This is a genomic window from Acidobacteriaceae bacterium, from assembly GCA_035944135.1.
GTDB lineage: Bacteria > Acidobacteriota > Terriglobia > Terriglobales > Acidobacteriaceae > Granulicella.
In genome coordinates this window covers 154,108-167,471 of sequence record DASZBM010000006.1, presented here as the reverse complement: position 1 = coordinate 167,471, position 13,364 = coordinate 154,108, and the positions used below count along the sequence as shown (strand labels likewise).

The window sequence follows — 13,364 nt, the reverse complement described above, 5'->3', positions numbered from 1 at the left end:
ACTTCACACGCTCTTCCTGCAGCTTGTCGATCGCGACACGCTTCTTACGCTGGTCCTTGGCCTTCAGATTCATCTCCTCAAGCTCTTCATACGACAGCTCGAGAAAGTTGCGGTATTCGCTCGACATAGCACTCCTTGGGGTGAAGATCAGTGTTGCGGCAATCTGGCCGTAGGTCCGCTACGACCAGATGACTGTTTGCGTAACGTATTCCGCGGGAAGGGAGAGGCGCGCGTGGCGACTCTCCCTTTTACGACGCGGACCGCATACGTGTGAACGCGGTTGCGATCCCGACGGACCACAATACGTTTACTAGATCGCGAGCTCGCCGCGGTCCTGGTTGCGGATGCGGATGACTTCCTCGGCTTTGTAGAGAAAGATCTTACCGTCACCGATAGAGCCGGTAGCGGCGTTGGCAATGATGGCTTCGACTATGGCTTCGACACGATCGTCTTTTGTAACAATCTCAACCTTCAGCTTGGGGAGAAGGCTAATGTCATACTCGCGACCGCGATAAGTTTCAGTGTGGCCCTTCTGCCGCCCGTGTCCGCGCACTTCAGAAACTGTCATGCCGGACACGCCGAGGTCCTGAACAGCTTCCTTCACGGCATCGAACCGGTTTGGCCTGATAATCGCAACAACTGTCGTCATAGCTGCTCCTCGATGAGCAAGTTGGGTGAGTTCGAATGGTGAACTCAGCGATTCAATGTCAGAGGGCGGGTTACACCCGCCCCCTACAAGTCAGCCTTAGTTGTCCGAAGTGAGTCGGGCAGCTGAGGGTGCGTGCCGAGCAGGAACGGCATGTTCCGAATAGACGGAAGTCTTGTCGTCAGGGAGCCGCGCACCCGAAGGTGAGCCGAGAGCCGTGATGACATATTCCGGATAGGCCGAGATGCCATGTTCGTGAAGGTCAAGTCCGTAGAGTTCACCCTCAGCCGAGACACGCAACAAGCCCATCGCATGAACGGCGTACATCACAAGCATCGATACGGCAAAGGTTGCCAGAGTGATTGTTGCGCTTCCGATGAACTGTGCCTTGAAAAGCGTGAGGCCGCCGCCGTAAAAGAGACCCTTCAAAGGGGCGCTGTTATCCGGCGTGATCGGTCCGGTTGCGCCATACTTGCCGACTGCGAAGAGCCCTAGCGAGAGAGTCCCCCAGATGCCGCAAATTCCATGAACGGGAACCGCACCAATCGGGTCGTCGATGCGCAGCCACTCCAGAAGCTCGACGCCCGCGACAACGATCACGCCTGCGATTCCGCCAAGAATGATTGCACCCGTCGGGCTGACCCAGTAGCAGGGGCAGGTGATGGCGACAAGACCGGCGAGGAACCCGTTGACAGTGAAACTGATGTCCCACTTCTTGCTCATCGTGTATGCAGCAAGCATCGCGGTCAGGCCCGCAGCGCATGCAGCAAGTGTGGTGTTCGCGGAGATGCGGCCGATACCCTCAAAGTCCATGGCGGACAGGGTGCTTCCTGGATTGAAGCCGTACCATCCGAACCAGAGCAACAAGCCGCCCGATGCCGCGATGGTGAGATCGTGAGGAAGCATCGGGCCACCTCCATCGCGCTTGAACTTGCGACCTAGCCTTGGGCCGAGAACAATGGCACCGCTAAGAGCAATAATGCCGCCGATGGTGTGGACAACGGTTGATCCTGCGAAGTCATGAAAGCTTTGCCCGAGAGTGGGAAGGAAGTAGCCGGTGCTTCCCATCGTTGCGAGGAAGCCGTCAGGTCCCCAGGCCCAATGACCAATGATCGGGTAGATAAATCCGGAAACTGCAATGCTGTAGAGCAGATCGCCGGCGAAGGCCGTTCGGCCGATCATGGCACCGGATGTAATTGTGGAGCATGTGTCGGCGAAGGCAAACTGGAAGATCCAGAAGGCGAGGAACGCCACGCCGGTAGTCTCATACGTGGCCGGAACATTTTGCAGGAAGAACCAGTGATAGCCGATGAAGCCATTCCCGTGGCTGAACATGAAGGAAAAGCCCCAGGCATAGAACAACAAACCGCACAGGCACGTATCGACCACGCATTCCATCAGTACGTTGACGGTCTCGCGCGATCGGCAGAAACCGGCTTCGAGCATAGTGAAGCCCACCTGCATGCCGAAGACAAGGAATGCCGCGATCAGGGTCCATGCGGTGTTTACGGGATTGACGATGTCGTTGCCCTTGAGCACGGCATCGGCTGCGAAGACTCGGTGACCGAAGAGACCGGGCTCGAAGTAGAACGCCGCCGCAAGAACGAGCGCGAGTCCGGCCAGTTTGCCGCCGAGCAGCACGAGACCGTAGCGACGCCACTCAGGGTTCTTGAGACGCTGGATCAGCCGCGAAACCTTGCCTTTCTGCGCGACTGCGCCTCTTCTCCGAGCGAACAAGCGACGCAGAGAGAGAGCTCCGAAATTCAGTGCGATGATGATGAGAAACAGTACCAATGTCGTATATCGAGTCATCGTTCGTCTCCTTGAGGTTTACGGCGAATTTTTCTTGATCTCTCCAGGCGGGTCGTCAGCGCTTCGGGCCGAGGAATGCAATAAGACCGATCGTCGCCGTCGTTTGCCCCTTCACAAGTTCAGTGTTCCCTTTGTGGAAGAAGTCCACGTCGGACCAGTCATGCCTGAACTCGGCGCGGGTGATCAGATTAGGCAGCCACGCATATTCGTAAGTCCCCGTGATCTCCTGAAGGTTCTGGTTAGTACCGGTAGAAAGAGCCTCGCCATCAGCGAAGTACTCATAACGTGCGGCGAAGGCACCTTTGCCCGACACCTGTTGCCGTGCAGCCAAGGCGATCCCCTGGTAATGAAGTGAAGTGGTCGATGATCCACTGACCACCGGAGTACTGTTCTGGTGCAAGTAGTCGTAGTTTATGTATGCGTTGAATTTTGCGGTCGGCGTCAGCAGTAGGGTGGTATCGATGAGGTTCTTGTAGTTCTTTTCGCCGAAGATGTTGGCAGGCCCCGTGTAGAGATTCGCGCTCCACGTGTACTTCGGTTTAGTGAGCGCGCTTGTGAGGCCGACGGTAGCCCCGCCATCGCTCAAATTGACGTTGTTCCAGCCCTTGACGACCTGCACACCCGCTGTCCACGTACTGGTAACCGGCGTGGAGGTGCGAACGCCAAAGTGGTAGTACGGAACCGCCCAGGCGAACAGGATTGAATGTGAGAAGTTCCAGTTGAGTGGGGTCTCCACAACTTCGGCGCCGGCCGACGACGTGAACTCACCGAAATCGATCTCGGTTCCGTGGGTGTGCGATGGTTTTGTGGTGAGCATTGCCTGCTCGATGTAATTGTCTGTCGAGGTGTCTCGCGAACTGTGATAGAGCGCATTTGCCCTGCCAAACAGCAGGTCGATGCGCATACCGATCGGTTTGGGATCGTGATTGATTACGAACTTTGCCGCTTCAATGTTCACCTGGTTTGTCTTGTCATCGAACGCATATAGGTCGTTCGTCTTGCCGTTGGCGTCATTGCTCGGGTGGTTCGCGTTGTAGCTGTAATAGAAGTCGGTGAAGCCGCTGAAATCGAAAGGTCCAAGCTTCCATACCCGAGGACCTTCAGTTGTGGGCGCGGGTGCCGGTGCCGGCGCGGGCGCTTGCGCGGCCGGTGGAACAGACGGGGGCGGTTGAGAATCGCTTGTCGCGGCGGCAGCGACGGCGGGGGCTGGTGCGGTTTGCGATCGCGCTGGCGTGAAGGCAAGGACGGTCAAGAGAGTGCCATATAGCTTCAATGGGATTCGCAATCTGGTCTCCTTGTCATGCGAAGTGAGTTCTAAGCTGGCTGTCCGCGCAGGATGAAGATGCTCTGAGGTCCACCGTTTATGGCGTTATCCCGCTGGGCATGTTTGTTTGGTGAACACTTTTAGGAACGCAAATAACCCATGAAGAACTCATAAAGAAGGTTGATTTAGGGCTGATTTGCCGCCGGTTTTTGATACGGCATCGGCAGAGAGCTTGATTTTGACCTGCCCATGCCGTAATCTCCTCAAATCACCCCTCGAATCTTCAGGCACTTTGTGGTAGAGCGCTTCGGGCGCTCTTTATCCGCTTACAAACGAACGCAGGTACTTGGAGCGCACCGTGGATCCCCTGGAAGCAGACAAGCTCTGTGAGTTTCTTCACAAGGCAACGCATGTGAATCCGCACCGGTTGCCTGGGCAGCAGCTAGTGGATCTTGTGCAGTCAATCTTTGACGTGGATGCCGTCGCGATTTTGGATCTGGATCTGCGAGAGATATATCGGACTGGCGAGTGGTTCGATGATGTCGACGAGATACTCAAGAACATTAGTCTGTTCGAAACCGCAAGTGAGGACCGTGAGACCGGCTTGATTCGGCGGGTACTGCGAGTCGGACAGCTGCCTATTGGTGCAATGTTGCTGCGCGGCGAGACCACAGCCAAAACAGCAGATGCCATTGCGGCGATCATTTCCATCACCTTTGATCGCTACCACGCATTCGCCAGCGAAAGCCGTTCGGAGAGTGCGAAACGAACCGAGCAAATGCGTACGATGGTGCTCGACTCACTGGCGCATGCCTACAAGACTCCGCTAACCGCAATCGAAGCTGCTGGCAGCGGCCTGACCGCTATGGGAAACCTCACAGCTCCACAATCTGAACTCGTAAGCTTGATCGAAGAACAGGCGGATTTGCTGAAGCAGTTGACAAACCGTCTGCTACGCACCGCGCGGCTCCACGCTTCTGATCTTGTTCTCCAGACCGAAATGATAGCGGTCGGCCCGCTCGTCGATGATGTGCTGGCAAGTTTGCGCGAGCCGCTTGCTCGCTTCTCCGTCGTGATCGCTCTATCGAGCGAAGATGTCACTGTCCGCGGCGACCGAGGTCTCGTGACCGCTTTGCTTACTCAATATGTAGACAATGCCAGCAAGTATGCCCAGACCGGAACAAAAATTATCATCGAAGGCCTCGAGAAGTCCGAGGGTGTGATTCTTTCCGTACGAAGCATAGGCCCTCTCATTCCACCCAGTGATTACGAGCGCATCTTTGATCGCTACTTTCGCTCGTCGCATTCGGCCAGCCAGGCACCCGGAACGGGTATCGGCCTCTCGGTTGCGAAACAAGCTGCACAGGCTCACGGAGGACACGTTTGGGTGACAAGCACGGAAGCCGGCGTCACTACGTTCTATGCGTCGTTTCCCCATCAGAATGACGATAGCGAGATCCGATGAGCGGCTATCAGGTATCCTCACCAATTCGGGTTTTGGTCATTGACGACGAACCGGCTATCCGCCGCGCCCTTCGAGCCTCGCTGACACAACTCGGCTTCACTGTAGAAGAGGTTTCTCGAGGAGAAGATGGGCTACTGCTAGTGCAGACGGAATCTTTTGATGCTGTGCTTCTCGACATCAATATGCCCGGGATGGGTGGGATCAAAACTCTGCATAAGCTGCGCGCCATGGCTCCGCGATTGCCGATTCTGATGCTAACCGTGCAGGACAGTGAGCAGAGCAAGATTGAAGCGCTTGAGCGCGGAGCAGACGACTACATTACCAAACCGTTCAGCATGGGCGAATGCATGGCGCGCATTCGCTCCGCCGTGCGAAGGTCACAGACCCCGGAACGCCCAGGGGATGCGCCTTTAACTATTGGTGAAATTCAGGTGCTACCAGTGCGGCGCACTGTGACGAAGGCTGGCCGGCCGATTCACCTCACGCCAAAAGAATACGAGATTCTGTACTTCCTTATGCTCAATGCAGGACGCGCGGTCACCTACGGCAAGCTGCTTACTGCAGTGTGGGGCACGGAGTTTCGAGACGAAGTCGACTACGTAAGAACGTTCGTTCGGCAGTTGCGCAAGAAGATTGAGGATGATCCTTCGAACCCTCGTTATCTATTGACAGACGCCTATGTAGGCTATCGCTTTGTGGAAAGCTTGCCTTCGAGTGGGGCTGAAGCGGAGTAAATCGCGGTGCAGGGCGATCCTGGCCACCGTCATGAGAGTTCGACTAGCGAGGGCGCGAGAGCGCAACCTATGCTCGACGGCGATGGACGACGGATGGGGACATAAAGGTCTCGGAGTACAGGTATAAGTTCCCCAGAGAGCTAGCGATCTCACCCACCCCTGTGCGGATCACGAAAAGAAATGGTCGGCCCTACCAAACGATTTTAGTACTTTCGCGGTTACTGATGGTGGCGGAAACGCCTCATTGAAGCGGTTGGCGGGACTCGTTCACGTCGAGATGCCCGTTCTCTCCGACGCGGAAATTGGGTGGATTCTGGTGCTTGGGAAGTTGGGAATAATCGCCGAAGATAATCACTAGGCGAAGGACAATCTGCGGAACCAGTTACTCGAATTTTCCCTTTAGACTGAGTGGCGTGCGGGAATTTCGCGCAGCAGTTCATCCAACCGCTCGATGAGCTGCTGCTGCACCATGGCATGCTCCGGTCTCCCAAACAGGTTGTTCGTTTCGTTGGGATCGCTGGCCAAATCGTAGAGCTCCCACTCCTGCGGATCTTGCGTATACCACTGGATCAGCTTGTGGGTCTCGGTGCGTACGCCGCGATGCGGCTTCACGTTCTCCCATCCTGGATATTCGTAGTAATCGTAGAGCCAATCCCTGCGCCACGGTGCGGAGCCCGGCGCCGCAACCTCCAGCAGGCTACGGCCCTGCATTCCCGCTGGGGCTTTTATACCGCAGAGATCGAGCATTGTCGGCGGCAGGTCCACGTCCAGCGCCATTTCAGGTCTCACCTCGCCCTCCCTCACACGACGAGGGTAACGCACCATCAGAGGAACCCTGATAGAAGGCTCATGCATAAGGCGCTTATCAAACAGCCGCCATTCGCCAAGGAAATAACCGTGGTCGGAGCTAAAAACAATGGCTGTGTCATCCGTGAGCCCACGCTGGTCCAGCCATTCGAGCACGCGGCCGATGTTCTGGTCGACGGCAGTCAGGCCAGCGTAGTAATCCTTGCACAGCTCCTCGAGTGAGCGCACGGCATCTCCTGTGTCGATGGTGCCGATCTTGTTGTCTGCCTCCACAAACGGTTTCGGTTTTCCGGGATAGCCGCGAAGGTCATCGTCAAAGGTGGCCGGCTTGGGGATGGGCACACCGTTGTAAGCATCGAGCAGCCGACGCGGGCGGAAAAACGGAGCGTGAGGTGTCTGATACCAGAGGTTCAGGCAAAACGGTTCATTGCCCTTAAGCTGATCCAGCCACGCCAGCGCGCGGTCGGTCACAAGATCGTCAGCGTAACCGCGGTAGGTCTTCTCCGGGCCGATCGTGCCGGCGATGCCCTCGGCGAACTTGGGTTTGTAATAGTTCGTCACCGGGGCGTTGAAACCGAAGTAGTAGTCCCAGTAGCGTTCCTTGAGGCCGTTGCGTACATGCACCTTGCCGAGCATCGCAGTTCGATAGCCCTGCTCGCGCAGCAGGTCGGTCCAGATCGGGATGTCTGCAGGCAGCGGTGTATTCAACAGCTTGTTGTCCAGAGCGCCGGAGGTGCGCGACCACAAGCCGGTCATCACCGTGGCGCGTGCGGGTGCACAAAGGGCGTTGGTGCAGAAAGCATTTGTGAAGCGCGTTCCCTCACGGGCAATGCGGTCCTGATTGGGAGTGCGCAAAATCGGATGGCCGGCTACGCTCATGCAATCTGCGCGCTGACCCTCGGTATAGACAAAAAGCAGATTGGGTTGCGAGCGAGCAGGTGTCGTGGCCTTCAGTGGCAGTGACGAAGCGAGCGCCGCTCCTGTGGCTGTTTGCAGAAAGGTGCGACGGTTGAGCAGATCGGTCATTCCGATGGAATCCACTTCGTGCGGCTGCGTTGGTCACACCGCGCTCCAAATTCGTCTTCACAAAGCATCATCGTTCGGTGCCGGAAGAGTAGCAACGTTAGGGACGTTGCGTTTGCGGAACTGAGCGACGTCGGGGAGAAGAATCAGCGGGTTATGGCGATATGGCCAGGCCGCGAAGACGACGGAAAGAACGTTAGTTAACTACTTGGCATCGCCTCTTCCGCGGTCATGTCTAGGGCTTGCGAGTGATTCGCACCGCTACTGGAGTAACGCTGACCGGAACATCCTGCCTCGCCTGAATGCGCAGCAGAACCTGCCAGGAATCGGGGAAGTTGTTGGATCCTGCAGCGGCACGAAGCTGCTGGTATACAGGCTTCATCCGATCCGGGTCGCTGAAAAATTCACCAACGCCTGCTGTACCCGCGCTGCTCAATCCGGCCAGCACTAAAATCCGCGTGCCGGAAGGAGACTGCGTCATCCAGATAAGACCGTAGTCCTCCAGCACATCGCCTGCGCGGCTTTTGGAATAATCGGTCTGCTCGCCGGGCAGCGGATGAGCATTATGGATCGAGTCATAACCAATCGTGAAGTTGGCCGCCGAGAGCGTGTCCTGAACGAACTTGCTCTCGTGGGGAGCTCCGAGGATCACGAGCGGCTCCTGGCGGGCGGTCTCCCAATTAAGGAAGCGCTCCTCGGTGAGTTCGGCAGTTCGGCCTGTCGCCTCGAGAGTACGGGCCAGCCCAAAGGCAGCCTTGGCCTCACCAATGCCGGTGTAGTTGGTGTAGTCCACGAAGAAGTGGTGATAGGGAAAATCGGCCTGATTGTCGTTCGCGCTCTTATTCAACACGGCGGCCATATTCGAAGGAACGGGGATGTCCTTGGGACTTGCACCCAGCGCGGGACCGGGGCTGTTCAGCCCCAGGTAGAGCAACATATGGGGATTGGTGAGAGCAATCTCAGTCTTTCCCGGACCGTTTAGACCGATCGGCCCAAGGAGGTCGTTATAAAAGGAATAGGCACTGTTTGTCTGCACATCGCGTGTGTGCACCATGCTGTGGAACCACCAACCGACGAGTACCGCCAATACCAGTCCCAGGGCATACTGCAGCTTCGGCAGAACGCGTCCGCTTGCTCGAATCGGTGTGGCGGCAGGAGCGGATGGATCGACGCTCGGCGCAGGCGAAGAACTGTGTCCCTGCGGAAGTTCAGAGTGGGGAAGGGAGGAGCTGGACACATGAACACCACCCGCCTGCGCCGGGTCCGGGACGTGTGCAATCGTCGGAATGAAGTCCGGGACATAGGAGCCCAGGGGAAGCGAAATGCGCAGAGGCTGGTCAGGGTGCCGGGAGTAGAACTGGCTTAGCCGACGCCGAACGTCGTTGGCCGTGACGCGCACGATTGCGTCCGTGCTGGTGTTGTAGTCGCTGCGCCGGTGGAAGATCTCCACGCCAAGAAGCCGCTCCTTCAGGCTTCCCATATCACCGGCGAGAGCACGTTCGACGACATGTTGCAGCAGTTCCGAGGCGCGACGGCTTGCGGAGAACTCGTCGCTCGCGAGGACAACGTCAAGGTGCTCGCGGATCTGAACGGCGTCGGGCACCCGGTTTTCCAGCTCTGGGGTATCCACCGTTTCCTGGCGATAGTCTTTGGTCAGCATGCTCCCGACTTGCCCCCGAGTATAACTGCCGCGCCTTCTAACGTGGTTAACGTCCCGTTAACCGTGCCTCTCAAGGTGCCAACCATTAGAGCACCGTTCGCGTTCTATGCTCAACCGTTTCGCACAGCGCTATTGGCGGCCAAAGCCGCCGAACTTCAAGCCTGCCTGCGTCTTCCGCATCCTGGACCGTTGGTTCATTGGCCGCCTGGCAGTTGTGCGAATCAGCCGGGAAGCATGTTTACTGCCAAGTTACACAGCCGAACCGCTCTAACCTAGACCACTTCCAGTGGGACTCCTACTCTGGAGCCGGTTTTTGGGGGTTCCGTGGCAGTAGCGCCAAAGCTCGCATCGACAAACGCGAAGAATCGACCGGGGTTTCAGCGCGGCATCTTGTCTCCGGGACGGAAGCTGCTCCAGGCAGCCAGTGCGATTGGGCTGCTGGGATTCGGTGTCGTCCATGCACAGCAGCCCCCAGAAGCAGGGCCTTACCTGGCGCATCTGGTGGCGGGCGGCCCGTCATTGACCAAGCCGCTGCCAAAAGAACTTGCCGGCACGGTCGCCCGGACCGAAGAGCTGTGGGTCCGGACGGACACGCCGGACGCAGACGCGCTGATCGCGGGCATAGGCGATCCAAATTCATCGGCGTGTTACTTCCAGCTTCAGCAGGGACATCCGGGGATTGGCTCGGCTGCGGGTGCCTCGCTCGTTGCAACAACGTCCCTGACTCCAAACGCGTGGCATCTATTGGCCCTCAGCGATGACGGCCAGATCATGACGCTTTATGTAGATGGAACCGCGGAGGGAACGGCTCACTCTCCAAAGAGCGACCTGACCCCGGAAATTGAGCTCGCACCTGATCCGGTCGGCGATGCGGCACGCTTCAGCGGTGACATCGGAGGCTTCTGGGTAAGGGAAGGGGCGAAATCCGCTGCAAAGATTGCGCACGATTTCGCGACGCCACCGGATTTCGATGCGCAGCTCCGCGAGGAAAACGCCAAACCTTGGCCAGTTCAGACCAAGCAGCAGGTGGGCTATCGCGAACCGCAGGACCCCGATCTGATGCCGCACGGTGCTGCGCCTGAGCCTCCGGACCCCGATCCTCTGCCCCCGCCCGAACCCACATTAAAGCAAACACGGGCCGACGCGTGGGAAATCGCCGCGAACTGGCGACTCTATTCCAACGCGGACAAGTCGATCCCGACGGATGCTGGAGCGAAGATTTCTGTGCCGGGCTATCTGAGCGGTCTTGCGAAATCCTCTGAGGCCAAATGGATAGTAGCAACCGTGCCCGGCACGGTGCTTACCACGCTCATTGATCGCGGCGTATATCCGGACCCGGACTTCGGGTTGAACAATCTGGCCATCCCGGAGTCGCTAAACAAACATGACTATTGGTACCGGGTGGAGTTTGCCGCACCCGCTGCACGCGCAGCAGGCCGGCGCTTCACACTCCATTTTGGAGGCATCAACTACACCGCGGACGTTTGGCTCAATGGACACAATCTAGGCGAAATGCAGGGTGCCTTCGAGCGCGGGGTCTTCGATGTAACTGGATTCCTGCACGCAGGCTCGAACGCATTGGCGGTCCGGGTCGCCCCGCCGCCCCATCCGGGCATCCCGGCTGAGCAGTCGATGAAGGATGGTCCGGGTTACGACGGCGGTCTCATGCTGATCGACGGCCCGACCTTCGTCGACACCGAGGGATGGGACTGGATGCCTGCGATTCGCGACCGCGACACCGGCATCTGGCAGAGCGTCAGCCTCGAAGAAACGGGAGCCGTAACGCTGGGCGATCCGCAGGTCGTCACGCGCTTGCCATTACCGGACATATCTACCGCAGACGTCGACATCAACGTGCCGGTCCATAACGAGGGAAATGTAGCGCGTACTATTGCGCTCCAGGCCGCGTTCGAAGGCGTTCAGGTGCACACGACGATCACCGTGCCACCCGGCCTCACGACACTCCATCTGACCCCGGACCACTTCAGTGCCTTGCACCTTTCGCATCCACGCCTGTGGTGGCCGAATGGTTACGGCGACCCCAACCTTTATCACCTGCACCTCACGCTCTCCGCCGCGGGCGCTGTCTCTGACGAGCGGACCGTCACGTTCGGTGTGCGCGAAGTCACTTACGAACTCACGCTCTTCGACCACACCGGCCACCTTCGCCGCGTGGAGGTGGATCCCACTCTCGCGCTCGGCAAGAGCTACGATCCTGTCGACGTCCGCCACGAAGACATGCGGCAGACCGCAACAGGATGGGCTTCGACCATCGACCGCGCCGCGGAGAACACGCCTGCCGTGCATCCGGTGACAGATGAGCCAGAACTCACCGACCTTGTGATCAAGGTGAACGGTGTACGCATCGCGGTACGCGGCGGGAACTGGGGCATGGACGACATGCTTAAGCGCGTCAGCCGCGCGCACCTTGAACCCTACTTCCGGCTGCATCGCGAAGCGCACCTGAACATGATCCGCAACTGGGTGGGCCAGAACACCGAACCGGTCTTTTACGAGCTTGCCGACGAGTACGGCCTCATGGTGTGGAACGACTTCTGGGGATCCACCCAGAATTACAACGCTGAACCAGGCGACCCGGAGCTGTTTGTCGAGAACGCGCGAGACACCGTGCGCCGCTATCGCAATCACCCTTCCATCGTGATCTGGTGCGGGCGCAACGAAGGTGTTCCGCCGCCTGTGCTCAACGAAAAACTGATTCGCATGTTCCACGAGGAAGACGGCACGCGCTTCTACTCGCCGAGCTCGAATCAGGTGAACCTGCGCCCGAGCGGACCATATCACTGGGTCGACCCGACTCTATATTTCAGCAAGTTAAATCGTGGCTTCTCGGTTGAACTCGGCATCTCGTCCTTTCCGACGCGCGAGGCGTTCGAGCATACGGTTGCTCCTTCAGACCGCTGGCCTGTCAGCGATGCATGGGCATACCACGATTGGCACCAGAGCGAAGGTGGTAACACGCATGAACTGATGCACCAGTTATCGCTGCAGCTTGGGGCGTTCGACTCGCTCCAGGAGTTCGAGCGCCGCATCCAGCTCTTCAACTACGTCGATCACCAGGCGATCTATGAGGGCATGTACGCGCACCTGTGGAAGCCGAACAGCGGTCGCATGATCTGGATGACGCAACCGGCCTGGCCCAGCACGATGTGGCAGATGTACAGCTCGGACTATGACACGCAGGCGTCGTTCTATGGCATCCGCAAGGCCAATGCGCCGCTGCACATACAAATGGATCTCTCCGACCACACAGTGGATGTCGTCAACACGACGCGTGATGCTGCGCGCGGTCTGCATGTTCATGCGCTGGTCGTGTCGCCGGAGAACGAGACGTTGGTATCTAAGGACGTAAGCGTTGACGCTTCAGCAAACGTTACCACGCCGATCTTTCTGCTCCCTATCGACGACCTCTTTGAGAAGCACCCGCTGGTGTTTGTTCGGTTGGAGTTGCGCGACGCGTCGGGCGCGCTCATTGCCGACAACTTTTATTGGGTTGCGAAAGAACCTGCCGACAACCGCGCGCTGGATAAACTCGCTCCGGCTTCGGTGAACAGCAGCGTAAAGTCTGCAGCTGACGCGGAAGTCCAAAGTGGAAGAGAGAAGGTATGGCGCGTGCATCTGCGCAATACCGGTACCGATGCGGCTATCGCGCTCAAGCTGACATTGCTTCACCCCGATGGCACGCGCATCCTTCCTGCGTACTACAGTGACAACTATTTATCTCTGCTGCCGGGCGAAGAGCGAACCGTCACCATCCAGGCTCCTGTGGACGCGGCAGGCACCGGCAGCGCGCATGTATCCCTGCGCGGCTGGAATTTCCCCGAACAGCAAGTGCCACAGAATGCTGCGCCATTTCAAGAGAACAGCGCCCACGCGGGCGCAATTGCGACGCCGCATGGCAACGATATCCACGCATCAATTCATGCGCAATGAAA

General features: G+C 58.1%; 8 protein-coding genes. 3 read left to right on the top strand and 5 right to left on the bottom strand.

All coding sequences use genetic code 11. The annotated features are described in order from the left end of the window. Window positions 1-310 precede the first annotated feature (310 nt). The 3 genes from VGU25_11805 to VGU25_11795 all read right to left on the bottom strand — a co-directional run bounded on the left by VGU25_11805 (window position 311) and on the right by VGU25_11795 (window position 3,743). On the bottom strand, window positions 311-649 hold the full coding sequence (locus VGU25_11805) for a P-II family nitrogen regulator (GenBank protein ID HEV2577883.1): 339 nt from the start codon (window positions 647-649) through the stop codon (window positions 311-313). 96 nt (window positions 650-745) lie between these two features. After that, on the bottom strand, window positions 746-2,458 hold the full coding sequence (locus VGU25_11800; GenBank protein HEV2577882.1) for an ammonium transporter: 1,713 nt from the start codon (window positions 2,456-2,458) through the stop codon (window positions 746-748). A gap of 55 nt (window positions 2,459-2,513) precedes the next feature. Continuing rightward, window positions 2,514-3,743: an outer membrane beta-barrel protein gene (locus tag VGU25_11795; protein HEV2577881.1), complete on the bottom strand. Its 1,230-nt coding sequence runs from the start codon at window positions 3,741-3,743 to the stop codon at window positions 2,514-2,516. A gap of 337 nt (window positions 3,744-4,080) precedes the next feature. Between VGU25_11795 and VGU25_11790 the strand changes: the two genes are divergently transcribed. Then, entirely contained in the window at window positions 4,081-5,187 is a 1,107-nt protein-coding gene (locus tag VGU25_11790) for an ATP-binding protein (GenBank protein HEV2577880.1), read from the top strand. Continuing rightward, entirely contained in the window at window positions 5,184-5,921 is a 738-nt protein-coding gene (locus VGU25_11785; GenBank protein ID HEV2577879.1) for a response regulator transcription factor, read from the top strand. The genes VGU25_11790 and VGU25_11785 overlap by 4 nt, the downstream gene beginning before the upstream one ends. 399 nt (window positions 5,922-6,320) lie before the next feature. Here the strand turns inward: VGU25_11785 and VGU25_11780 are convergent, their stop codons facing one another. Together VGU25_11780 and VGU25_11775 are read right to left on the bottom strand one after the other, a co-directional pair. Continuing rightward, window positions 6,321-7,754: a sulfatase gene (locus tag VGU25_11780; GenBank protein ID HEV2577878.1), complete on the bottom strand. Its 1,434-nt coding sequence runs from the start codon at window positions 7,752-7,754 to the stop codon at window positions 6,321-6,323. Between the two features lie 232 nt (window positions 7,755-7,986). Then, complete coding sequence (locus VGU25_11775) at window positions 7,987-9,411, bottom strand: hypothetical protein (protein ID HEV2577877.1); 1,425 nt, start codon at window positions 9,409-9,411, stop codon at window positions 7,987-7,989. Window positions 9,412-9,735: 324 nt separating this feature from the next. Here VGU25_11775 and VGU25_11770 point away from each other — a divergent pair, with 324 nt between their 5' ends. Next, the gene (locus VGU25_11770; protein ID HEV2577876.1) at window positions 9,736-13,362 is read left to right on the top strand and encodes a LamG-like jellyroll fold domain-containing protein; all 3,627 of its coding nucleotides are present in this window, start codon (window positions 9,736-9,738) and stop codon (window positions 13,360-13,362) included. Window positions 13,363-13,364: the final 2 nt, after the last annotated feature.